This is a genomic window from Pseudomonas sp. V88_4 (genome assembly GCF_029967985.1).
Taxonomy (GTDB): Bacteria; Pseudomonadota; Gammaproteobacteria; order Pseudomonadales; family Pseudomonadaceae; genus Aquipseudomonas; species Aquipseudomonas glycinae.
In genome coordinates this window covers 1-23073 of the sequence record NZ_JASCAF010000007.1, presented here as the reverse complement: position 1 = coordinate 23073, position 23073 = coordinate 1, and the positions used below count along the sequence as shown (strand labels likewise).

Genomic DNA, 23073 nt, shown 5'->3' with positions numbered 1-23073 from the left:
TCAGACGCGCCGAACCCTTGGTGCCGGCCGGATGACGAGCGGTCAGAAGTCCACGGTCGCCGACACCTTCAGCGTGCGCGGCGTGCCCTGGGTCAGGTAACCGCCGTTGGCCGAGGCCCAATAGGCTTCGTTGGCGACGTTCTCCAGATTGGCCCGCAGCGTGATCTGCTTTTCATCCAGTTTGAAGGCGTAGCGCGAGCCGAGGTCGAAGCGGTTCCACGCTGGAATGCTTTGAGTATTCGCCGCATTCAGGTACTGGCCGCCGGTGCGCAACATCCGCGCGCTGAGGGCCGCGCCTTCGAGGCCCGGAATGTCCCAGTCGGCGCCGAGGTTGAACTGGAAGCGCGGCACCCCGACGGCGCGGTTGCCGTCATTCACACCGTTGCTGCTGCCTTCCAGTTCAGTCTTCATCACGGTTGCGCCGCTGAGCAGGCGCAGGCCGTCGAGCGGTTCGCCGTAGACGTTGAGTTCTACGCCTTTGTTGGTCTGCTGACCGTCGACCCGGAAGATTCCGTCCTGGGTGTAGCTCGACGGTTGCTCGATGCGATAGACGCCGAGGTTGGCGCCGTAGCTGCCCATGTCCAGGCGCACGCCGGCCTCGATCTGCTTGCTGCGCACCGGGGCGAAGGTTTCGTCTCGGTTGATCGCAGTGGTCGGCGGCGTCGGGCCTTTGGCCAGGCCTTCGATACGGTTGGCGTAGAACGACACGTGTTCCCACGGCTTGATCACCAGGCCGTAGACCGGAGTAGTAATCGACTCTTCATAACTCGAGGTGCGGGCGCCGGTGGCGGTGCTCCAGCCGTCGACTTTCAATTCCTGGCGACGCACGCCGAGGGTCAGCAGGATGCGGTCATCGACGAAGCCGAGGGTGTCGGAAATCGCCTCGCTGCGCAGGATGTTCTTGCCGGTGATGCGCGGGTCGCTGATGTCGCTGGCGAATGAGGTTGGCGCCGGGCGCGGCTTGTCGGTGACGTTGTACAGGTTGGTGCTGTAGCGCCCGGCCGCGCCGACGGTTTCGAACGCCGAGCGCTGCTCGCCCCAGATGCCCGCCCAGCCGAGGTTCAACTGGTGCGTGACAGGGCCGGTATCGAAACGGCCGTTGAGCCCGGCCATGGCGCTTTGGTTGTCTTCGTCGTGGGGTGAATAAAGCATGCCGCCACGGGCGTTGCCGTTGAGGTCGGTGACGGTCAGCGACGAGTACACGCCGTTCTCGCGGGTGTGCTTGGCGCCGCCGGACACGTAGGCCGTCCAGTTGTCGTTCAGGTCGTATTCGGCGCGGGCCATGCCGAAGGTGTCTTCGAGTTGCGAATAACTCCAGCTCTGGGCGTAGCTGGCGTCGGCGTGCGGCACCTTGGGGGCTTTGGTCAGGCTCGAATCGACATAGATCACCGAGCGGCCCTGGTTGATGACCTGCTTCTGATAACCGAAATCGGTCGAGACCCGCAGGCGATCGCCGCGATAGTCCAGGCCGACGCTGAACAGCGACGAGCGTTGGTCCTCGTCATCGACGGCGGTGTCGCCTTCGCGCTGCATCAGGTTGACCCGCGCGCCGAAACGGTTGTCCTCGCCAAAGCGCTGGCCCAGATCCAGATGCCCGCCGACACGGCCGTCGGCGCTGTAATCGAGGGTGACGCTGCGGGTCGGGGTGTCCATCGCGCGTTTGGGTTGCAGGTTGATCCCGCCACCGATGCCGCTGCCGCTCGGGGTCACGCCGTTGACGAACGCGTTCGGGCCCTTGAACAGTTCCACTCGATCCAACGCTTCGACGGCGATGATCTGCCGGGGCAGTACGCCGTACAGACCGTTATAGGAAATGTCATCGGAGGCCAGCGGCAGGCCACGGATCATGAACATCTGCGAGAAGTTGCCGAAGCCGTTGGACTGGCGCACCGAAGCATCGTTGAGCAACACATCGCCGACGGTCTGGGCCTGCTGATCGGCCATGGTCTTGGCGGTATAGCTGGTGACGCTGAAGGGCAGGTCGTTGACCTCCTGGTTGCCGAGCATGCCGATCTGCGCGCGGCGGGCGACCTGTTCGCCGCCGTAGGTGGCGCCGCTGTCGTCGTGCACGGCGCTGACGTTGGTGGCACCCAGTTCCAGCGCGCCGTCCGCCGGGACTTTCGGGGCCACGGTGTAACCGTTGTGGCCGGTGCTGATCAGCTCGAAACCGCTGCCTTCCAGCAACCGGGCAAAACCGCTCTGGGCGGTGTAACTGCCTTGCAGGCCGGGGCTCTGGCGATTGCCCAGTTGCGCAGGATCGAACGACAGCGGCACGCCGACGCTGACCGCAAATTGCGCCAGCACATGGCTGAGCAGGCCGGGGCCGATGTTGACGCTGCGGCTGGCGCTTTCACTGGCGCTGTCGGCGGCGTGGGCGGCGCTCGGCAGCAGTGCGCTGAAGGCCAGGGCCAGGCTCAGGTTCAGGGCCTTGAGCGCAAACGTGGCGGGGCGGGGCGATGGCATTGCGGTCATTCGGTGTTCCTGTCGGGGGCGTGGAATCGGAAGGTCTATCCACTCACCGGACGAGTCGCGAAAAGGTATCAGGGAATATTGAAAATATTTTCCGAGGGCTCAGACACGCGGTTCCACCGACAGCCAATAGCGGGTCAGGCTGTTGATGTTCAGCGGCAGGGTATCGCTGAGCAAACGCAGGCTGGCGTCGGTGTCGCGCAGGGAAAACGCCCCGGACACGCGCATCGCCGCCACGTCCGGATGGCAACGCAGCACGCCCCGGCGATAGCGGCTCAGTTCGCCGAGCAATTCATCCAGGCGCATGTTGCTGGCCAGCAGCATGCCCTTGTCCCAGGCCAGGGACGCGGTGTCGAAGGTTTCGCTGCTGTCGAAGCTGTTGAGCTTGAAGCGCTGCCGTTCGCCGGCCTTGAGAATCGCGCTCTGCTTGAGCAGTTGCGGGGTGATCTGGACCTGGCCTTCGAGCACCGACACCAGGCTGCGCGAACCCTCGGTGCGCACGCAGAATCGCGTGCCCAGTGCGCGGGCCACACCTTGCGGGGTTTCGACAATGAACGGGCGGGCGCTGGCGTCTGCGGCGGTGTTGATCAGCACTTCGCCGTTGAGCAGCAGGACCCGACGCTCCATTGGGCTGAAAGTGATGTCCACGGCGCTGTCGGTGTTGAGCACCAGTTGCGTGCCGTCCGGCAGTTGCAGGTTCTTTTGTTCGCCGACGGCGGTGCGCTGGTCGGCGGTCCATTGCTGCCACTGTACATGCTGCGAAGCGATGCCCAGCGGCCCGGCCATCAACAGCAGGCCGAGGCGGGTGAGGGTCTGGCGACGGCTCAGGCCTTCTTTGCGCGAGGCGCGTTTCAAGGTCTGGATCGCGACGTTGGCCGGCACGCTGCGCAAATCCCCCAACAGCGCCTCGGCCCGTTGCCAGGCCATGGCGTGCTCGGCGCTGCGGCTGCGCCATTGGGCGATGGCCTGATGGTCGGACGGGGTCGCGGTGCCGGAATGCAGCTGCACCAGCCAGTCGGCGGCTTCGTCGAGAATCTGCGGGTTGATCATCGACGAATTCATCAGGCGACACTCAGGCAGGCAATGAACGCAGCACGCATGTGCCGTTTGACGGTGATCAGCGAAACCCCCAGGCGTGTGGCGATCTGCGCGTAGGTCAGGCCTTCGATCTGCGACAGCAGGAAGGTGTCGCGGGTCTGCTCGGGCAGTTCGCGCAGCAGCGCTTCGATGCGCCACAGGGTTTCGAGAATCAGGTAGCGGGTTTCCGGCGACGGCACTTCGGCGGCGGGCAGGTGCGCAATGGTTACGAGATACGCGCGCTCCAGGTCCTGTCGCCGCCAGCGGTCGATCACCAGGCCTTTGGCAATGTGCGTCAACAGTGCCCGGGGTTCGCTGCCCAGCGGCTTGATCACCTGGCGGGTGAGCAGGCGCAAAAACGTGTCGTGCGCCAGATCGGCCGCCTCGCAGCGGTTGCCCAACTTGCGCTGCAGCCAGCCCTGCAGCCACCCGTGGTGTTCGCTGTAGAGCGTCTGGACTTGCTGATTCAACGGCTGATCGAGGGACGACATGGAGGGCAGATACTCGTTTCGGGCGTCCGTTGCCAGAGATGCAATCGAGAGTGCGATTAGGGTGCAATTAAGAATTGATCGCATTCTAGTGGCGCGGCACGAGTGCTGGCAATTGCCCATTCACACTTTCTTTGTTGATGTCCGGGGAGTGGCCTACCCGTCTTCCGGGAGATTGGCTATTTGCCTGGCCCCGCCCCGGGACTAACGTAGCCACACATTCACTTGCCCCGGAGAGTCGCCATGAAACCTCGTATCGATTTCTACACCGCGTCCCCAGATGCCCTGAAAGCGATGATTGCCCTGGAAACCGCCGTCTCGAAACTGCCGCTGGAAAAGACCCTGATCGAACTGGTCAAGCTGCGCGCTTCGCAGATCAACGGCTGCGCGTTCTGCATCGACATGCACACCGCCGACGCGATCAAGGGCGGCGAAACCCCGCGCCGGTTGTTTGCCGTGACCGCATGGCGTGAAGCGCCGTTCTTCACCGAACGTGAACGCGCCGCACTGCTGTGGACCGAATCCCTGACCCAACTGAGCCTGACCCACGCCCCGGACGAAGACTACGAAGCGGTCGCCGCCCAATTCTCACCCAAGGAAATGGTCGACCTGAGCTTGGCGATCAGCACCATCAACAGCTGGAACCGCATGGCCGTGGGCTTTCGTAAAACCCCGCAAGCCTGATCGATCAATGTGCATCGGCACTCGGCGCGGCCGGTGGTTGCACCTTGCGCATCAAGGGCACCATCGCCGTGGCGATGCCGAAGCACACCATGATCATCAGGAACGTGTCGCCGTAGGTTTGCGTCTGCGCTTCACGGTAGGTCAGCAGCCATAGCTGACGCAGGCTGGCGGTAAGGCCGACGTCGCCGCTCTGACCCAGCGCGGCAAAGTTGCCGCCGACCTGGGCCAGCCACTGATTCACCGCTTCGTTGCTGCTGTTCAGATGCTCCGCCAACCGGGTGAAATGCAGGTTGGTGCGGTCGTTGAGAATGGTCGCGCACGCAGCAATCCCGATTGCACCGCCCAGATTGCGCATCAGGTTGAACAGGCCCGACGCATGCTTCAGGCGCGCCGGTGCCAGGCCACCCAACGTCAACGTTACCGCCGGCGGCACCGCCAGTTGCTGGGCAATCCCGCGCAGGGCTTGTGGCAGCAGCAATTCCCCGGCACCCCAATCGTGGGTGATCGGACTGAATTCCCACATCGACAAGGCGAACAACGCCAGGCCCGCCATCATGATCCAGCGCAGATCGATGCGGTTGGCGAGAAAGGCATACAGCGGAATCGCCATGATCTGGAACACCCCGGTGGAGAAAACTGCCAGACCAATGTCCAGCGCGCTGTAGCCGCGAACCCGGCCGAGAAACAGCGGCGTCAGGTAAATCGTCGCGAACAGGCCGATCCCGGTGACGAAGGAAAAGAAGCAGCCGAGGGCGAAATTGCGATCCTTGAGCGCGCGCAGATCGACGATCGGATTGGCTACATGCAACGTGCGGCCGATGAATGCCAGCCCCGCGAGGCCACTGATCCACGCGGTGGTGAGGATGGTCTGGTCGCTGAGCCAGTTCCAGCGCGGGCCTTCTTCGAGGGTGTATTCCAGGCAGCCGAGAAACAGCGCCAGAAACACCATGCTCAAATAGTCCGCGCCCTTGAGCAGCGACAGTTCCGGCTGATCGATCTTGACCAGCATCGGCACCGCCACGGCAACGAAAATCCCCGGCACCAGGTTGATGTAGAACAGCCAGTGCCACGACGAAATGTCGGTGATCCAGCCGCCGATCACCGGGCCCAATGTCGGCGCCAGCGAAGCCACGGCGCCGATGGTGGCAGCGGCGATCACCCGCTGTTTGCCGGTGAAGAAAAAGAACGCGGTGGTGAACACCAGCGGAATCATCGAGCCGCCGAGAAACCCTTGCAGTGCGCGGAAAGCGATCATGCTCTGGATGTTCCAGGCGATTCCGCAAAGCAGGCTGGCGAGGGTGAAACCGACTGCTGACGCGCAGAACAGCCAACGCGTGGAGAACACTCGGGACAGCCATCCGGACAGCGGAATCACGATGATTTCGGCGATCAGGTAACTTGTCTGCACCCACGCCGTTTCATCGGTGCCGGCGGACAACCCGCCGCCGATATCGCGCAGCGAGGCCGAGACGATCTGGATGTCCAGCAGCGCGATGAACATGCCGATGCACATCGTGGCGAAGGCGAACACCTTGGTCGCCGTCGCCATCTCGGCGGCATTGAATGGCTGCGCGGAGGCGGTGAGGGCGGTGCTCATGGCGCGCTGGCCACGGCAGTGGTTTCAGGTTGGGCGCGGGTGTCGACTTCAGCGGTCACCGACAGGCCCGGACGCAAATGGCCGAGCACGCCGTCCGCCGGGTCGAGCAGGATCCGCACCGGCACGCGCTGAACGATCTTGGTGAAGTTGCCGGTGGCGTTTTCCGGCGGCAGTACGCTGAATTGCGAGCCGGTGGCGGGGGCGAGGCTGTCGAGGCGACCGTGGAATTCCTGGCCGGACAACACGTCGGCGCGGATGCTTACGCGCTGGCCGGGTTTCATTCGCGCCAGTTGATCTTCCTTGAAATTGGCATCGACCCACAGACCACTGGCCGGCACTACTGACAACTGTTGCGAGCCGGCCTGGGCATAAGCGCCGACCCGCGCGCGGCGGTTGCCGATAACGCCGTCGACCGGGGCGCGCAGTTCGGTGTAGCCGAGGTTGAGTTGCGCCAGATCACGCTCGGCCCGGGCTTGCTGGAGGGCGGCGCGGGCCTGTTGTTTCTGGGTTTCGATCACTGCGAGTTGGCGTTGCGCGGCCAGCAGTTCGGCCTGGGCCTTGGCGCTCAAGGCTTGTGCGGTCTTGAAGGTGGCGTCGGCCCGTTGCGCGCTTTCCACCGAGACTGCATTGGTGGTCACCAGACGTTTGTAGCGCGCGTTGTCATCCCGCGAACGGGCGGTTTCGGCGCTGGCGGCATCGATGCCGGCGCGGGCCTGACCGATCACCGCTTGCTGCAGTTGTTCGGTGGCGTCGAGGTTGGCCAGTAGCGCTTCCTCGGCGGCGACCGCGCCTTCGGCCTTGGCCAGATTGGCGCGGTAGTCGCGGGCGTCGAGGCGAATCAGCACGTCGCCGGCCTTCACTGGCTGGTTGTCGCTGACCAGCACTTCCTCGATGTAACCGGCGACTTTCGGCCCGATCACCGTGACGTCGCCGCCGATGTAGGCATCGTCGGTTTCCTCTAGAAACCGCCCCGTACCCCACCAATGCACGGCATACAACCCGGCGAATACCAGCGCAGCCAGTCCCGCGGTAGGCAACAGCAGGCGTTTGAGCAGGGGCGATTTGGGAGCGCTGACCGGAGCGGCGAGATCGGGTTCTACGGTGGGCATGCTGGTCATGGCGTAATACCTGGGAAAGCGAAGTGGTTATTACGGCTGTAATATGACGTTAGTAATATTTTGTGGCAATTGATTTTTATCGCCGGTCGTCAGATGAGTCTTGTTGAAAGCAAAAGCTGATCATTTGTTTAAGAAATGTAAGCGCTGTAGGAAGCGTCTTGCATTTGTGTAGGAAGGCTCTGACTATCACCGCAATTGATGGGGTGGCATTACGCCAGTTGATTGCAAGGATGTTGAGTGCCGTATTCGCTTTGCGTTGTTTCTCGTTGTCGTTCCCTGCCGCGCCCGCTGTTGTCGGCCTTGTTGTTGAGTGTGTGCGCGCCCAGCGTTCTCGCCGCCGAAACTCCAGCCCCTGGCCAGGAAGTGCTGCGCCAGCAGCAACTGCAACAGCGTGACCTGCAACAACTGCAACTCGAACAGCGCAAACGCCAACTGGAGCGCGGCGCGTTCGGCCCGACGCCGGCCACCCCGGCCATTCCTGAGTCGATCAAACCTGATGAGCGCTGCTGGCCCTTGAGCGGCACGCGCATCGGCGGTGTGACGCTGATCGATAAAGACCAACTCAACGCCCGGATCAAACCGCTGTTGGCGCCGTGCATGGGCGTCGGCCAGATCAACCATTTGCTGGCGACCATCACCGCGCTGTATGTGGAGAAGGGCTATATCGCCAGTCGGCCATACCTGAGCAGCGCGCCGGCGGCGGGGCAATCGCTGGATATCCTGATCGAGGAAGGCTACATCGAGTCCATCGAGCTGGCCGACCAAAGCCTGCCGGTGTCGCTCGGCGGGGCGTTCCCCGGAATGCTCGGCAAGCCGCTGAATCTTCGGGATCTGGAGCAGGGGCTGGATCAGTTGAACCGTCTGCGCTCGCTTGATCTGACCGCCGACATCGCCCCCGGCAGTCAGCCCGGCGCGTCAAAAATCATCTTGCGCTCGCGGACCTCGGGGCAGTCACGCTGGGCCCTCGGCGCCGGTTTCGACAACCTCGGCAGTGCCAGCACCGGTCGTGATCGCGACACCCTGAGCCTGACCCTCGACAGCCCGCTCGAACTCAACGACCTGTTGAGCCTCAGCGCCAGCGACACCCTCAATCAGGGCGACCGCTACAGCCGCAACGCCAGCTTCTACTACGCGATTCCCTACGGTTACTGGACGTTCAGCACCTTCGCCAGCCACGCCGAATACCGCGCGCCGTTCAAGCTCAGCACGGCGACCCTGTACAGCACCGGCATCACCGATCAGCTCAGTCTGCGTGCCGACCGCGTGTTGTGGCGCGACCAGAGCCATCAGCTCAGCGCCAACCTGCAACTGGCGCACAAGGACGTTGACAGCTATCTGGAAAACCTCCACCTCGGCATTCAGAGCCCGACCCTGACTGTGGCCGAAGCCGGGCTCAATCTGTTCTGGCTCGACCGCGCGGTGTGGAACCTCGACGTCAATTACGCCCAAGGTATGCGTTGGTTTGGCGCCGACGACGATGCCGATCGCCAGGTCAACAACCTGCCCAAGGCGCAGTTTCGCAAGTACCGCGCCGGCCTCAGCCAGTGGCGCAACGGCCAGCTCGGCGCGCAAGCCTGGCAATGGCAGAGCCAACTCAATTTGCAGTACAGCCCGGATCCGCTGCCGGCGATCGAACAGTTGCTCGGCACCGATGATTCCGCCGTGCGCGGTTACCGGGTCAGCAGCGCGTCCGGGGCCAGCGGCGCGATCTGGCGCAACACCTTGCGCCTGCCGCTGCGCACCGATTTGCCGGTGCAGCTCACCCCGCGTGTCGGCCTCGACCACGGCTGGATCAAGGCCGATCACGGCGCCTCGGGCAAACGCCTGAGCGGCGCCAGCATCGGCCTCAATCTGGGCTGGAAAAACCTGCAAGTGGATGTCGATTACCAACGCAGCCTTAACACCCCGACCGGCCTGCACCGCGAGCCTGACACCTGGTTGATGCGGGTCGGATTACAGCTATGAACGTCAGTGAACAACAGCCATCGGACCTGAGCGCGACAGCCGTGGCCTTTAACTCAACGCGCAACGTGATGCCGCACTACATGGAGAGTTTTTTATGCCAATGAATACCTTTGCGTTTCATCTTTCCCCACGGGGCAAACTGCGCTGGGCGATTGCCAGCCTGTTCCTGGTCGCTCACCTGCCGGGCGCCATGGCCGGCGGCGTGGTGGTCGCACCCGGCCCCGGCGGCACCGCGCAACTGCAAACCCAGGGCGGCGTCCCGATCGTCAACATCGTCGCGCCGAACGGCTCGGGCCTGTCGCACAACCAGTTCCTCGACTACAACGTCGACCGTCAGGGGCTGGTGTTGAACAACGCCTTGCAGGCCGGGCAATCGCAGCTCGCCGGGCAACTGGCGGCCAACCCGCAATTGCAGGGCCAGGCCGCGAGCGTGATCCTCAACGAAGTGATCAGCCGCAATCCGTCGGCCATCAACGGCGCCCAGGAAATCTTCGGTCGCGCCGCCGACTACGTACTCGCCAACCCGAACGGCATTTCGGTGAACGGCGGCAGTTTCATCAACACGCCGAACGCCAATCTGCTGGTCGGCCGTCCCGAGCTGAACGACGGCAAACTGCAAGCCCTGAGCACCCGCGACGCCACCGGCCAGTTGCAGATTCAGGGCGGCGGCCTGCGCAACGGCGAAGGCTCGATCAACCTGATCGCGCCGCGTATCGACAGCCAGGGCGCAATCACTGCGCGTGATCAACTGAACCTCACCGTCGGGCGCAATCAGATCGATTACGCCAGCGGCCAGGTAAAAGCCGTGGACCCGGCGGGCAACACCACCGATCAACGGATCGACGCCAGCCTGTTCGGCGCGATGCAGGCCGGGCGCATCAACATTGTCAGCACCGCTGAAGGTGCCGGCGTGAAGGTCGGCGCGGTGCAAGTCGCCGGGCGTGACGGCGTGCAGATCCATTCGGCGGGCGACCTGAGCGTCAGCGGTCAGGCGATTCCGGACAGCCTCGACCTGACCCGCGCCGGCATTCGCAGCAGTCAGGGCGACGTCGGCCTGCACAGCGGCAACGACCTGACGCTGGCCGCCACCGATGTCAGCGGTCGTGACGTGAAGGTCGAGGCCAAACGCAATCTGACCCTGACCACCGTCGAAAGCCGCAAGCTCCAGGAACAGCGCGAGAACTGGAACAACAGCACCATCGGCATCACCTGGGAAACTTACGAGCGCACCAAGACCGACAGCGATTCGCGTCAGCACGGCAGCCAGATCATCGCCAGCCGCGACGCGCAATTGTCCTCCGGCAAAGACAGCGAACTGAAAGCCGCCAAGGTCGAAGCGAAGAACAATCTCAGGGTGCAAAGCGGCGGCGACCTGCGCCTGACCGCTGCCACTGAAAGCCACACCCAGACCGATCAGGGCAAGCACCGCAAACACCTGTGGAAAGCCGATTGGGACAGCAGCAGCGAAGAGCAGCGCAGCGTCACCAGCCAGTTGAAGGCCGGCAACATCGCCCTGCAAACCGCGGCACTGTTGCGCTCCGAAGGCGCTGAACTGAACAGCGCCGGCGATCTGCAACTGGCCGGCAAACAAGTGGAAATCACCACCGCGACCCGTACCAACCGCAGCAGCGACAACCGCTATTCCGGTGACCTGGTCGGCGGCGGTTTCTTCGGCAAGACCGGCGACGCCGACAAGGGCCAGACCCAGCATCAGGGCAGCAAGATCAACGCGGCCGGCAAACTGGTGGTCAAGGCCGACGACGTGCGCATCAGCGGCAGCCAGGTGCGCGGCGGCAAAGACGCCAGCGTAATCAGCGACAACGGTTCGCTGACCATCGACGGCGTGCAGGACACCTCGCACAGCAACAACCACGACAAGGACAGCAAGTTTTTCGGCATCACCAAGGACGAGTCGCGCCAGAACAGCAAGGACAGCACCACGGTGCGCAGCGAGCTGGCTTCCGACAGCAACCTCAAGCTCAAGAGCGCCAAGGACATCGAAGTCGCCGGTGCCACGGTCAAGGCTGGCGGTTCGCTGACGGCGGATGCAGCGGGTGATGTGAATGTGCATTCGACGCAGAACACCCACGACAGCAGCAACAGCACGCAGCCCCGTGGTTTCGACGCCTACGCCAAGGAGCAAACGGCAGAGCAGTATCGCGCCGGCGTGCATTACGAAGACAAATCCCAAACCGTCACCGCCAGCGACGTTACCCAGCAGGGCTCCAGCCTCAGCGGCGGCACTGTGCAAGTGAAGGCGGGCGGCGACGTGACGCTCAAGGGCACCGAGGTGAAGTCCACCGCCGGCGACACCAGCCTGAGCGGCAAGAACGTCTCGCTGCTGGCCGAGCAGGACAGCCACAGCACCTCGACCGAAACCCGCAGCACGGGCGGCGGTTTCTACTACACCGGCGGCCTCGACCGTGCGGGCAGCGGCGTGGATTTCTCGCACAGCACCTCGCACGACACCACCGGCAAAACCACTGCGCAAACCACCGGCGTGCAGAGCAGCGGCAGCCTGAACATCAACGCTGACAAACTCGCCACCGAGGGCGCGCAACTCAAGGCCGGCAACGGTCTGAACGTCGCCGCCAACGAAGTCGACAACCGTGCCGCCAGCAACACCGAGAGCAGCACTCACAGCGAGAGCAACTGGTCGGCGGACATTGGCGCCAACGTCGAGTACAAAGACATCGCCCGGCCGATTGCCGGCGCGGTGAAAGAAGTGCTCGACGGCAAGGTGCCGGACAAGGACGCACTGGCCAATCTCGGTCAGCCGAACGTCGGTATCGACGTGGCGGTCGGTCATGCCGGCGCCGATAAAACCGAGCAGAGCAGCAACGCGGTGGTCAGTCGGTTCGACGGCCAGACCGTGGACGTGAAGGTCGGCGGCACGCTGCACGACCAGGGCACCCAGTACAACGCCAGCGCCGGCAAAGTGAACATCAGCGCCGACAAACTGGTGGCCGATGCGGCCAGCAACACCCGCAGCAGCACCGATAACGCTGTGGATGCCAAGGTCGATGTGCGCGTCTATACCAAGACCGGTGAAGACGTGAACGTGGCCGGCAGCGGCGCGGGTGGCAGCAGCCAGTCGAGCAAGAACAGCTCCACGGCGGTGGTCGGTGGTCACGCTGGCAATCAGGGCGTGAACATCAATGTCGCCCGCGACGCACAGTTCGAAGGCAGTCGTTTCGACGGCGGGCAGGGCGGTGTCAGCGTCAAGACCGGCGGTGATCTGGCCCTGAATCAGGCCAACGACCGGCAGAGCAGCGACAGCTCCAGCCTGCGCGGCAACGGTTCGCTGACCGTCGGCACCTTGCCGGGCACCGACGGCACCAATGTCGATCTCGGCGCCGGCTTCCAGCTCGATCACAAAGGCAACCAGACCACCGACAGCCAGGCGCACGTCGCCAGTATCAGCGGCAACGGCCCGGTGCGATTGAGCAGCGGAGGCAATCAGGTGCAGCAGGGCACGAAGATCGACAGCGCTGGTGCTATCGACCTGAAGGCCGACGGCAAGCTCGACCTGCAAGCGGCCACCGACACCCACGTCGCCACCGGCAGCAATCTCGGCGGCGGTCTGAAGGCCGGCGGCAGCAAGACCAGCAGCGAGAAGAGCCGCGATCAGGGCGGCAACCTCAGCGGCAACTTCAACATCGGTCGGGTCAACGAGAACACCCAGACCCTCAGCGGTGGCCAGCTCAACAGCCAGAACGGCATCGCCTTGAGCGGCGATTCGGTGCGCCTGCAAGGCACTCAGGTCAGCGCGCCAAACGTCAACATCGACGCGCAGAAGGGCGGCTTCGTTCAGGAGTCCGCGCAGTCCACCGACAACCGCAACAACTGGAACGTCGCGTTGAATGCCGGCGGCAACCTGAGCAAAAGCACACCGACCGCCGCCGATGAAAAAGTCAGCAGTGATCACGGCTTCAATGCCGGGGCCAAGGTGGGCGTGGATTACCTGCAAGGCGTCACCCAGCAGAACAGCCAGATCAAGGCTGACACGGTGGTGTTGAACAGCGCCGGTGATGCGAGCCTGAACGGTGCGCGGATTGATGCGCGCAATGTCAGTGGCAAGGTGGCGGGTGATCTGTCGGTTGAGAGCCGTCAGGACACCAGCACTCATGCCAAGGTTGATGTGGATCTGGGCCTGACCGCCAAGAAGACTCCTGCGGATGACAAGGGCAAACTGGCTGGCACCGACTACAAGCCAACGCTGAAAGCCGGAGGCGAATACGCGCACAAGGACAGCGTGAAACAGGCCTCCGGCATCAGCGCTGGTCAGGGTGTGAACCTCACTGTCGGCGGCGCTACCCAGCTGACCGGCGCACGGATTTCTGCCGCCGAAGGCAAGGTCGATCTGGGCGACTCGAAGGTCAGCAGCAGCGATCTGAGCAACCTCGACTACGGCGTAAAAGCCGGTCTGGAGCTGCCACACAAAACCGAAGAAAGCGCACCGAAGGTGTCCCTTGAAAACGGCAACCTGAAAGTCGGCCCGGTGACCCTGAGCGGTCATTTCGACAGCCAGGCAACTCAAGCGGGTATTGACGAAAAAGGCTGAGCCGCCATGCATTAAGGGCTGTTCAGCCAGAGCGGCTTGGCAGCCTGGCGGGATGGAAACTGCACCGCGACTGTCGCGGTGCTTTTCATTAGAACCATGGATGGTGAATACCAGGGGGCTTGGTACGCGGGTGGTTCTGCCCACGCAAGGCAGGGATTGCCGCGAATTAGAGCGCCGAAGGGATAGAGGAAAACAGCTTCGTCGGCACACCCGAGGAATCCATTGCTTCGGCTTAATAGGAAGCATTACTATTCACGCCCCTTTCCTCAGCACGCCGCAATGACCCCCATGCTGCCCCGCAGACCCGGCTTTCTCGAGCATTACGAAGAGTTGATCGGCACCTGGACCCGTCGCCTGCGCAATCGCTCGCAGGCCGAGGATCTGGCGCACGACACCTTTGTGCGAGTGCTCGAATCCGATTCGTCGGCGGTGCAGCAACCTCGGGCGTATTTGCACCAGACCGCGCGCAACATCGCGGTGGACGGCTATCGGCGTGAGGACCGGCGGGGCGCCATGGAGTCGGAGGCAATCAATCTCAGTGAGTCGCCGACCGGCGACCCGGAGCATTACATGCATGCGATCCAGCTGGCCGATTCGATCGAACGTGCGCTCACGGAGCTGCCGGTCAACTGCCGACGAATCTTCGTCTGGCAGAAGATCGAAGGCCTGACCCAGGCGGAAATCGCCGAACGCCTGGGCCTGTCCAGGAACATGGTGGAAAAGTATATGATCCGCACCCTGCGGCATCTGCGTGATCGCCTGGACGGGGCGCAATCATGAGCCGCGGCATCTTTTCACCCCCAGCCAAACAGGACATTCCATGACGGATACTCGTGATTGCGCGTGCGGGCAAACAACGGTGCGCGATGACGCGGCACGCTGGTTTGTGCGTTTGCAGGAGCCGGCCGTCAGTGTCGACGATCAGCAGCGCTTCGATGCGTGGCTGAACGAACATCCGCAGCACCGTGACGAATTCCAGTTGCTGCAAGGCTTGTGGACGGCGGCGGATCTGCTGCCGGCGCCACGGCTCAAGGCCCTGTGCGAAACCCCGCCGGCGAGGCGCGAGCGCCGTCCGTTGTTGCGTTATGCCGTGGCGGCCAGCGTGGTCGCGGTGGCCCTCGGGCTCGGTCTGTTCAGCGGTCTGAATCACCCGGCGGGTTACAGCGCCGAATTCGCCACCGCGCTGGGCGAGCGCAAGCATGTGGCGCTGCCGGACGGTTCGGTGATCGACCTCAACAGCCGCAGCCGCTTGCAGGTGCGTTTCGAGAAGGATCGGCGGCTCATCGAATTGACTGAAGGCGAGGCGATGTTCAGCGTCGAGCACGATACTTCTCGCCCGTTCGTGGTCGAGGCCGGCAGCGGCAAGGTCACGGTCACCGGCACCCGTTTCGATGTGCGGCGCGACGTGACCCAGACTCGGGTCGCGGTGGAGCAAGGCACCGTCAAGGTGCAGGGCCGGGATGCGGCCGATGCCGATTTCATCAGCCTCACTGCCGGCCTCGGCACGCGGATCGATGCCCAGGGAAAAGTGGCGCCGGCCTATGCGGTCAACCCGGCGGAACTGACGGCCTGGCGCAGCGGCAAACTGGTGTTCAACAACGCCAGCCTCAGCGAAGTCGCCGAGGAAGTGTCGCGTTATCGCGACAAGCCGCTGAGAGTCGCCAATCCGGCGGTGGCCAGTTTGCGCCTGACCAGCGTGTTCAAATCCGACAACACCGAGGCCTTGCTCAAGGCGTTGCCAAGCATCCTTCCGGTGGCCGTGCGCACCCTTGCCGACGGCAGCCAGGAAATAATTTCAAAATAAAATTCAGGTTTTTTTCGAGTTCGTCGTCTTCCTGTTCAACTGCAACTGGTTTGCATTAACAGCCGCACACTCTTGCGATCCACAGGACTCCGTTCGACGTGAAAAACTCCACCGCCAAAAACAATAAATCCCCTTGGTTACCGCTGGCGCTTGCGCTGGCGGTCAACGCCGCCGTGCCGTTGGCTTTTGCCGCCGAAGCCATTCACATCCGCGCCCAGCCGCTGGGCCAGGCCCTGAGCGAACTGGGTCAGCAAACCTCGTTGCAGGTGTTTTTCAGCCCGGACCTGGTCGCCGGCAAACAGGCGCCGGCCGTGGACGGCAACCTTTCTCCGGAGCAGGCCCTGCGCCAATTGCTGCAAGGCAGCGGTCTGGATTATCAGATCAATGAAGGCTCGGTGACCTTGTCACCGGCCCCGACTTCCGCCGCCAACGGCCCGCTGGAGTTGGGCGTGACCGACATCAAGGTTGTCGGCGACTGGCTTGGTGACGCCGACGCCGCCGTGGTGCAGAACCACCCCGGCGCGCGTACCGTGATCCGCCGCGAAGCGATGGTCGAGCAGGGCGCGATGAACGTCGGCGATGTGCTGCGCCGCGTACCGGGCGTGCAGGTGCAGGAAGCCAACGGCACCGGCGGCAGCGATATTTCGCTGAACGTCGGCGTGCGGGGTTTGACGTCGCGCCTGTCGCCACGCTCCACGGTGTTGATCGACGGCGTGCCGGCCGCGTTCGCCCCGTATGGCCAGCCACAACTGTCGATGGCGCCGATCTCTTCCGGCAACCTCGACAGCATCGACGTGGTCCGTGGTGCCGGCTCCGTGCGTTACGGGCCGCAGAACGTCGGCGGTGTGATCAACTTCGTGACCCGCGCGATCCCGGAAAAAACCACCGGTGAAATCGGCACGACCCTGGAAACTTCGCAGCACGGTGGCTGGAAACATATCGACACCGCGTTCCTCGGCGGCACTGCCGACAACGGCATCGGCATGGCGCTGTTGTACTCGGGCGTCAACGGCAACGGTTACCGCGAGCGCAACAATGGCAACGACATCGACGACGTGATCCTCAAGACCCACTGGGCGCCGACCGAGCAGGACGATTTCAGCCTCAACTTCCACTACTACGACGCCAGCGCCGACATGCCCGGCGGCCTGACGCAGAAGCAGTACGACGACAAACCGTTCCAGTCCGACCGCGACTACGACGGCTTCAGCGGCCGCCGCAAGGACGTGTCGTTCAAGTGGATCCGGCAGATCGATGAGCGCACTCAGGCAGAAGTGCTGACCTATTACTCCGACAGCTTTCGCGGCAGCACCATCGCCGCTCGCGATCAGAAAACCCTCAGCTCGTTCCCGCGTTCCTACTACACGCTGGGCATCGAACCGCGTGTCTCGCGTGTGTTCGACGTCGGCCCGACCACCCAGGAAGTCAGCGTCGGTTACCGTTATCTGAAAGAGGCGATGCACGAGCAGTCGAGCCGTCTGGCGCTGGTCAACAATGTGCCAGTGGTCACCAAGACCTCCGACGGGCATGTGTTCCAGGATCGCACTGGCGGCACCGAGGCCAACTCGGTGTACATCGACAACAAGATCGACGTCGGCAGCTGGACCGTGACCCCGGGCATTCGCTTTGAACACATCAGCACCGACTGGCATGATCGCGCCGTGCTCGATACCGCAGGCAAACGCGTGCCGGAAAAAAACCGCAGCATCGAAAGCAATGAGCCGCTGCCGGCCCTGAGCGTGATGTATCACCTGTCCGACGCGTGGAAACTGTTCGCCAACTACGAGACGTCGTTCGGCAGCCTGCAGTACTTCCAGCTCGGCCAGGGCGGCTCGGGTGACCAGACCGCCAATGGCCTGGAGCCGGAGAAAGCCAAGACCTACGAAATCGGCACGCGCTACAACGATGACGTGTGGGGCGGGGAAGTGACGCTGTTCTACATCGACTTCGATGACGAACTGCAATACATCAGCAACGACGTGGGCTGGACCAACCTCGGCGCGACCAAGCACCAGGGTATCGAAGCGTCGGTGCACTACGACATGGCGGCGCTTGATCCGCGCCTTGATGGCCTGACCGCCAACGCCGGTTTCACCTACACCCGCGCCACCTATGAAGGCGAGATTCCGGGCTTCAAGGGCCGCGACCTGCCGTTCTACTCGCGCCAGGTGGCGACCGTCGGCCTGCGTTACGACATCAACCGCTGGACTTACAACATCGACGGTTTCGCCCAGTCCAAACAGCGCTCGCCGGGCACCGGCGTAAATGCTGACGGCAGCTTCAATGGCAACTACATCACCGAAGGCACGGCAGACGGGCAGTACGGCGACATTCCGGGCTACGTGACCTGGAACGTGCGCGGCGGCTATGACTTCGGTTCGCAGCTGTCGAACCTGAAGCTCGGCGCCGGGGTGAAGAACATCTTCGACAAGCAGTACTTCACCCGCTCCAGCGACAACAACTCGGGGATCTACGTGGGTACGCCACGGACGTTCTTCGTGCAGGCCAGCGTCGGTTTCTGATCTGCACTGATTGTTCCCACGTCCCGACGTGGGAACAATCCGCCTCAGACCTTCAGAGCTTTCCCGCCAATCGCCACCGCCACCAGCAACGTCGCCATCAACCCGAAGGCAAAACTCAGGCTGCTGGCATGGGCGACAAACCCGATCACCGCCGGCCCCGCCAGAATCCCCGCATAACCCAGCGTAGTGATTGCCGGCACCGCGATGCTTTCCGGCATCACCGTCTGCTTGCCCACCGCCGTGTACAGCACTGGCACGATATTCGAACAGCCAGCACCGACCAGCGCATAACCGAGCAGCGCGGCTTGCCAGCTCGGGGCGAAGGTCGCCAGAAACAATCCCGCCGCCGCCAGCAGACCGCCAAACAGAATGATCCGGGTCGCACCCAATGCCCGGACAATCCGGTCACCGGTCAAACGACCGGCCGTCATGGTCAATGCGAACGCTGCGTAACCCAATCCCGCATAGGCCGTGTCGATTCCGCGCTCCTGCGCCAGAAACACCGCGCTCCAGTCCAGCGCTGCGCCTTCGGTGAGGAACACGATGAAGCACATGCCGCCGATGAACAGCACGATCCCGTGGGGCACCGCGAACGCCGGGCCCGAGCTTTCACTGCCGTAAGGCAACATGTGCGGCACCGCCTTGAACAGCGCCGCGATCAGCACCACGACCACCACCAGCATCGCCGCCAATGGCGACAGCCCGAGACCGAGCAGGGCGCTCACGCCCGCTGCACCTACGATCCCGCCGAGGCTGAACAGGCCGTGGAACCCCGACATCATGTTCTTGCCGCTGGCCCGCTCGACGATCACCGCTTGCAGGTTCACCGTCGAATCCACCGTACCGAGCCCGGCGCCAAACATGAACAACGTGGCAATCAACGCCGGAATCGACGACACCGTCGCCAGCAACGGCAATGCCGCGCAGATCAGCAGCGTGCCGCCGGTGGCCACCTTCCGACAGCCGAACCGGGTGGCCAGAATACCCGCCAGCGGCATTGCCAGAATCGAACCGACGCCCAGGCACAGCAACAGCAACCCCAGCGTCCCTTCATCGAGCCCGGCCCGCGCCTTGGCGTAGGGCACCAGCGGCGCCCACGCGGCGATGCCGAGCCCGGCGATGAAGAAGGCGATGCGCGTGGACATCTGTTCGAGGCGTCCGGGAACGAACGTGTCTTGAGGGGTGAGGCTGGTCATAACGATCCTTGGCAAAAAACGTTTCAGCAGCGGACATCCTTGCACAGCTCTTTCGATGGAGCGAGCCCGCTCGCGTCTGCAGGGCGTTGCGATTTACAGTGGCGTCCCTGTCGACGGGAAAAACAAGGGCGGGTTCATGACGCAGTTCTACGATGCACGGGGCAATATCTACGGGGTCGTTTCGCCTCGGGCGCTACGCGATGCCGGTATCGATTTACCGACCAGCGCCGCACAGTGCGCGTCGTCGCGCCAGACGTGGAGTACCGCAGCCATCGCGCAGTGTTGCGATTGGCCCGACGGTCAACGTCCCGTCGGCAGCAAATCCCACCGCAGCGATGGCTTGTTGATCGGCCCGTTTCAGGCCTTGCCACCCTTCGACCTGCTGATCGTCAACACCGACGGTACGCTGGCCGAGCGCAGCGGCAACGGCCTGACGATTTTCTCCCGGGCGCTGCTTGAACAAGGGCTGATGCCGGAGGAGGGCGCGACGCTGCGGGTGCATCACGATAAACAGGACTCGCAATCGCCAGTGCCGACCTCGGTGAAACCGGCGCAAGTAGCGGGCGTGCACGGCTTTTGGCTGGACCTCGGCCAGCCCGGTTTCGGCCCGGTGGCCGTCGGTGCGCTCGGGGTTGAACCGGTGCCGTTCAACGGTGTGGAGGTCAACCGTGTTCGGCCGTTGGCGCAACTCGATCCCGCCTGGGCGCACAGCCAGTTCGTGCGGATCGGTAATCCACATTGCGTGACGCTGGTGCAGGATGAAGCCGCATTGCCGAGCAACGCGCAGATGCTTGAACCGCCGCTGGCGGACAGTCTGACCGCTATCGCCTACGCCATGCCCACCGGCGCCGGCAAGCCGTGCCCGGCCGGGGTCAACCTGCAATGGGCGACGCGCGCCGGGGATCAGCGCATCGTGGCGCGGGTGTTCGAACGGGGCGAGGGGCCGACCGCTTCCTCAGGCACCAGCGCCAGTGCGGTGGCGAGTGCGGCGTGGCGGGTGGGTTGGGTGTCGGCGGGAGAGGTGCAGGTGGTGATGCCGGGCGGTACCGCGCCGATTTTGCTGGAGGAGCGCGATGGCGAGTTGGCCGGCGTGCGCCTGTTCGGCACGGCAATGCGAAATGAAACATAGCTGAGGGTCAGAAGCGCCCGACCGTATCGCTCACGGCTCCGCTGGTGAATACGTTGTTCGCACCCGCCTGCCAGTACACCGCTGCCGGAGTCTGGCCACGGACGATGCATTTCCACTCCAGTCTTTGCTGGCCCGGCACCTCGACCGTTGCGCTCCAGCGGTTATTGTTCAGCGTCAGCGCAATTGCATGTTGTGGATCCCAGGCGCCGAACTCCAGCGACGATCCGACGGCATAGACGCGTTCACCGGATTGTGGATTGGCATTGTCGCAGTGGACATTGACGTTGAGTGCTGCCGGTTCGACCGCTGTGCTCCAGATCCGGATATCGCCGTTGTCCCAGCTCAAGGTCGGCGTGCCCAGGCCCTGCGGCAACTGTTGCAGATCGGATTTCAGCGCAATCACCAATGTCCCGCTCACGCCCGAGGTGGTGGCAACCAAGCCCGAATAGGCGGTGTTGAAGCGAATCGGCGAATCGGCGCGGATACCAGCGCCCTTGCGCAGTTTGATCAATTGCCGGATCAGTTGATCGCGCTGCCAGTCATACATGTGCGGCCAGTACACGGTCGGCGTGCCGGGACTGCTGAGGATGTAGGCGTAAGCCAGATTGACCAGTGGATCGGGCAACGCCCAGTGATGTTGGCCACCATAGGCCCCAGGCGAATAACCGGTGTCATGATTGTCGACGAAGGTCACTGCGATTGCGCGCCAGGCAGGATCCGGATTGCCATTCAAGCCGTGGCGCCACTCGGCGAGCGAGCCATTTTGCATACGCTCCTTGAGGGCAAAATCAAACACCGTGCAGTGCGAGCGATCCGACCAGTCCTTGAGCACATCCTGCCAGCTCGCATTGTGTCGCCAGTCGCCCGGCGGGTATTCGTTGGGGCCTTTCCAGTTTTCGCCGACGCAGAATTTCAGGTTGCCGAAGGCGTTCATCCAGCGATCCACGGTTTCCGGAGCGTAGCCTCGGACGAAGTCAAAGCGCAGGCCTTGAGCACCGTAGTTGTCGCGCAGATTGATGAATTCTTTTTTGAAGGTGTCGAAGACTCGCGCACTGTCGGTGTTCAGATCCGCTGAGCCATCCATGAATGCGTCACCTTCGTCACATTGCGCGCAGTCTTGCCGCCACTCGTTGCTCCCTCTCGGGAACATCGAATAGACCGCTTTATCGTTCATGTGATTGGGCACCACGTCGTAGACGACTTTCACACCTGCGTTGTTGAGCGCCAGCACTGCTTGTTTGAGTTGCTGATCACTGCCGTAACGACTGTTCTTGTCGAAGCTGCTCCAGAAGTAGCCTTCGCCACCACCTGAGGTCTGGGCCTGGCTGTCGGTCCAGCTTGAGTTGTCCGTCCAGGCTGGCGGTAACCAGGCAAGGGTAAATCCGTCTTTGCCAATAGTTGGCGCCTGTTGTGCCAGCACTGAATACCAGGGCGTTTGATTGCGGCTGGAATTCCAGTGAAAGCCTTGCAGCATGATCTCTGTGCCGCTGCCGTTGCGAACGCCGGCCATCGCCGCTGTCGCCGTGGCGATGGCCAGACAGATAGCGAAAATGAGGTGAATGAGTGAAGTCCCTTTCATGATCGTCCCCCCGGGAACGATGGATCCCTTGGGGCTTACTGTGGGCCTGCGCGCAGCGCTTGTCGCCTGTCAGATCTGACAGGTCGGCGCTATCGTTTTGCGATAAAACCGCCCCGATCCATAACCATGAAACCGTTCATTGGCCCTTGAACAGTTTCACGGCGACAACAGTGTCATCGACCACCGTCGCATACAGCAGGGCTTTGGGTTGCGTCTCGGGGCTTTGAAAACACTCGACGATTACAGCCTGCGCTGTGCAGGCTTGCAGCGCCAAACGGTCTGCCTGACGTAACTGGCGTTTCACTGCGGCACTCAGCGGAATCGGTGGATGGCCCGCGCGAACGTCTGCGCAAAATCTCAAAGTGACTTCTCTCGGGGTGGGGGGCGGTGGTGATTCAAGGCCCGCGTCTGCAAACAGATGATTGAGTTGCTCCGCCGCACTGACCGCTCGGGGGAAACCGGCGAAGGCCGAAGTTTGCAGCAGTATTTCAGCCAGTTCACCTGATGCGAGGCCCGATGCCAGACCGGTTTTGAGGTGCACGCTCAACGGAGGTCCGACCATGCCCGAGGCGACAATGGCGGCAAAGGACACCGCTTCACGCAATCGCGGATCAAGACCAGGCCGCGAGTGTAAATGTCCGTACACCACGCCGACGGCCAGTTGGCCCAATGCGGGAACGGTTTGGAACAGGGCGTCGAGCCTGGCCCCGCCATCGGGTACGAGTTCGACAAACGTATGGCGGCCTTCCTGGTAAAGCGTGGCCATGGCATCGGAGGTGTTTTTTTGATTCATGTCGCGTCCTCACGGATCAATGAGGATGGCAGCGGGGCAACAGCGCGCGAACTACGGCATGACAGGCGTCCATCGGAAGCAGTGGGGG

Annotated in this window: 15 protein-coding genes; 7 read left to right on the top strand and 8 right to left on the bottom strand. The window is 63.1% G+C overall.

Annotated features, from left to right (window positions below; all coding sequences use genetic code 11):
* Positions 1–42: 42 nt before the first annotated feature.
* From QLG12_RS06405 to QLG12_RS06395, 3 genes are all read right to left on the bottom strand, one after another.
* Positions 43–2472: a TonB-dependent receptor gene (locus QLG12_RS06405; RefSeq protein ID WP_282474153.1), complete on the bottom strand. Its 2430-nt coding sequence runs from the start codon at positions 2470–2472 to the stop codon at positions 43–45.
* A 99-nt stretch (positions 2473–2571) separates the two neighbouring features.
* Entirely contained in the window at positions 2572–3531 is a 960-nt protein-coding gene (locus tag QLG12_RS06400) for a FecR domain-containing protein (protein WP_282474152.1), read from the bottom strand.
* On the bottom strand, positions 3531–4037 hold the full coding sequence (locus QLG12_RS06395) for a sigma-70 family RNA polymerase sigma factor (protein WP_282474151.1): 507 nt from the start codon (positions 4035–4037) through the stop codon (positions 3531–3533). Before QLG12_RS06395 ends, QLG12_RS06400 begins: the two co-directional genes overlap by 1 nt.
* A gap of 240 nt (positions 4038–4277) precedes the next feature.
* Here QLG12_RS06395 and QLG12_RS06390 point away from each other — a divergent pair, with 240 nt between their 5' ends.
* Positions 4278–4718, top strand: a complete 441-nt coding sequence (locus tag QLG12_RS06390; protein ID WP_282474150.1) for a carboxymuconolactone decarboxylase family protein — start codon at positions 4278–4280, stop codon at positions 4716–4718.
* 4 nt (positions 4719–4722) lie between these two features.
* On the opposite strand, the gene QLG12_RS06385 is transcribed toward QLG12_RS06390, so the two are convergent.
* Positions 4723–6315, bottom strand: coding sequence for a DHA2 family efflux MFS transporter permease subunit (locus QLG12_RS06385; RefSeq protein ID WP_282474149.1), 1593 nt, complete (start codon positions 6313–6315; stop codon positions 4723–4725).
* Positions 6312–7433: an HlyD family secretion protein gene (locus QLG12_RS06380; RefSeq protein ID WP_282474148.1), complete on the bottom strand. Its 1122-nt coding sequence runs from the start codon at positions 7431–7433 to the stop codon at positions 6312–6314. The genes QLG12_RS06385 and QLG12_RS06380 overlap by 4 nt, the downstream gene beginning before the upstream one ends.
* Positions 7434–7670: 237 nt before the next feature.
* Here QLG12_RS06380 and QLG12_RS06375 point away from each other — a divergent pair, with 237 nt between their 5' ends.
* The 5 genes from QLG12_RS06375 (at position 7671) to QLG12_RS06355 (ending at position 18288) form a co-directional block, all read left to right on the top strand.
* Positions 7671–9398 (top strand): ShlB/FhaC/HecB family hemolysin secretion/activation protein, encoded by a 1728-nt coding sequence (locus tag QLG12_RS06375; protein WP_282474147.1) that lies wholly within the window; start codon positions 7671–7673, stop codon positions 9396–9398.
* Positions 9399–9492: 94 nt separating this feature from the next.
* Positions 9493–13962 (top strand): hemagglutinin repeat-containing protein, encoded by a 4470-nt coding sequence (locus QLG12_RS06370; protein WP_282474146.1) that lies wholly within the window; start codon positions 9493–9495, stop codon positions 13960–13962.
* A gap of 279 nt (positions 13963–14241) precedes the next feature.
* Positions 14242–14742 carry a sigma-70 family RNA polymerase sigma factor gene (locus QLG12_RS06365; RefSeq protein WP_282474145.1) on the top strand — a complete coding sequence of 167 codons (501 nt, stop codon included), beginning with the start codon at positions 14242–14244 and terminating at the stop codon, positions 14740–14742.
* A 40-nt stretch (positions 14743–14782) separates the two neighbouring features.
* Positions 14783–15766, top strand: a complete 984-nt coding sequence (locus QLG12_RS06360) for a FecR family protein (RefSeq protein ID WP_282474144.1) — start codon at positions 14783–14785, stop codon at positions 15764–15766.
* Between the two features lie 98 nt (positions 15767–15864).
* Positions 15865–18288 (top strand): TonB-dependent receptor, encoded by a 2424-nt coding sequence (locus tag QLG12_RS06355; RefSeq protein ID WP_282474143.1) that lies wholly within the window; start codon positions 15865–15867, stop codon positions 18286–18288.
* A gap of 44 nt (positions 18289–18332) precedes the next feature.
* On the opposite strand, the gene QLG12_RS06350 is transcribed toward QLG12_RS06355, so the two are convergent.
* Positions 18333–19484: an MFS transporter gene (locus QLG12_RS06350; protein WP_007955928.1), complete on the bottom strand. Its 1152-nt coding sequence runs from the start codon at positions 19482–19484 to the stop codon at positions 18333–18335.
* A 136-nt stretch (positions 19485–19620) separates the two neighbouring features.
* Between QLG12_RS06350 and QLG12_RS06345 the strand changes: the two genes are divergently transcribed.
* The gene (locus tag QLG12_RS06345) at positions 19621–20613 is read left to right on the top strand and encodes a diaminopimelate epimerase (protein ID WP_197870010.1); all 993 of its coding nucleotides are present in this window, start codon (positions 19621–19623) and stop codon (positions 20611–20613) included.
* A 7-nt stretch (positions 20614–20620) separates the two neighbouring features.
* Here the strand turns inward: QLG12_RS06345 and QLG12_RS06340 are convergent, their stop codons facing one another.
* Entirely contained in the window at positions 20621–22192 is a 1572-nt protein-coding gene (locus QLG12_RS06340; protein ID WP_197870011.1) for a glucan 1,4-alpha-maltotetraohydrolase domain-containing protein, read from the bottom strand.
* A 136-nt stretch (positions 22193–22328) separates the two neighbouring features.
* Entirely contained in the window at positions 22329–22985 is a 657-nt protein-coding gene (locus QLG12_RS06335; protein WP_282474142.1) for a carboxymuconolactone decarboxylase family protein, read from the bottom strand.
* Positions 22986–23073: the final 88 nt, after the last annotated feature.

Excerpts from the sequence above, each read along its gene's own strand:
- QLG12_RS06345 (WP_197870010.1), top strand. The coding sequence starts at position 19,621 with ATGACGCAGTTCTACGATGCACGGGGCAATATCTACGGGGTCGTTTCG.
- QLG12_RS06360 (WP_282474144.1), top strand. The coding sequence starts at position 14,783 with ATGACGGATACTCGTGATTGCGCGTGCGGGCAAACAACGGTGCGCGAT.
- QLG12_RS06340 (WP_197870011.1), bottom strand. The coding sequence starts at position 22,192 with ATGAAAGGGACTTCACTCATTCACCTCATTTTCGCTATCTGTCTGGCC.
- QLG12_RS06385 (WP_282474149.1), bottom strand. The coding sequence starts at position 6,315 with ATGAGCACCGCCCTCACCGCCTCCGCGCAGCCATTCAATGCCGCCGAG.
- QLG12_RS06370 (WP_282474146.1), top strand. The coding sequence starts at position 9,493 with ATGCCAATGAATACCTTTGCGTTTCATCTTTCCCCACGGGGCAAACTG.
- QLG12_RS06390 (WP_282474150.1), top strand. The coding sequence starts at position 4,278 with ATGAAACCTCGTATCGATTTCTACACCGCGTCCCCAGATGCCCTGAAA.
- QLG12_RS06380 (WP_282474148.1), bottom strand. The coding sequence starts at position 7,433 with ATGACCAGCATGCCCACCGTAGAACCCGATCTCGCCGCTCCGGTCAGC.
- QLG12_RS06400 (WP_282474152.1), bottom strand. The coding sequence starts at position 3,531 with ATGAATTCGTCGATGATCAACCCGCAGATTCTCGACGAAGCCGCCGAC.
- QLG12_RS06405 (WP_282474153.1), bottom strand. The coding sequence starts at position 2,472 with ATGACCGCAATGCCATCGCCCCGCCCCGCCACGTTTGCGCTCAAGGCC.
- QLG12_RS06350 (WP_007955928.1), bottom strand. The coding sequence starts at position 19,484 with ATGACCAGCCTCACCCCTCAAGACACGTTCGTTCCCGGACGCCTCGAA.
- QLG12_RS06365 (WP_282474145.1), top strand. The coding sequence starts at position 14,242 with ATGACCCCCATGCTGCCCCGCAGACCCGGCTTTCTCGAGCATTACGAA.
- QLG12_RS06335 (WP_282474142.1), bottom strand. The coding sequence starts at position 22,985 with ATGAATCAAAAAAACACCTCCGATGCCATGGCCACGCTTTACCAGGAA.
- QLG12_RS06395 (WP_282474151.1), bottom strand. The coding sequence starts at position 4,037 with ATGTCGTCCCTCGATCAGCCGTTGAATCAGCAAGTCCAGACGCTCTAC.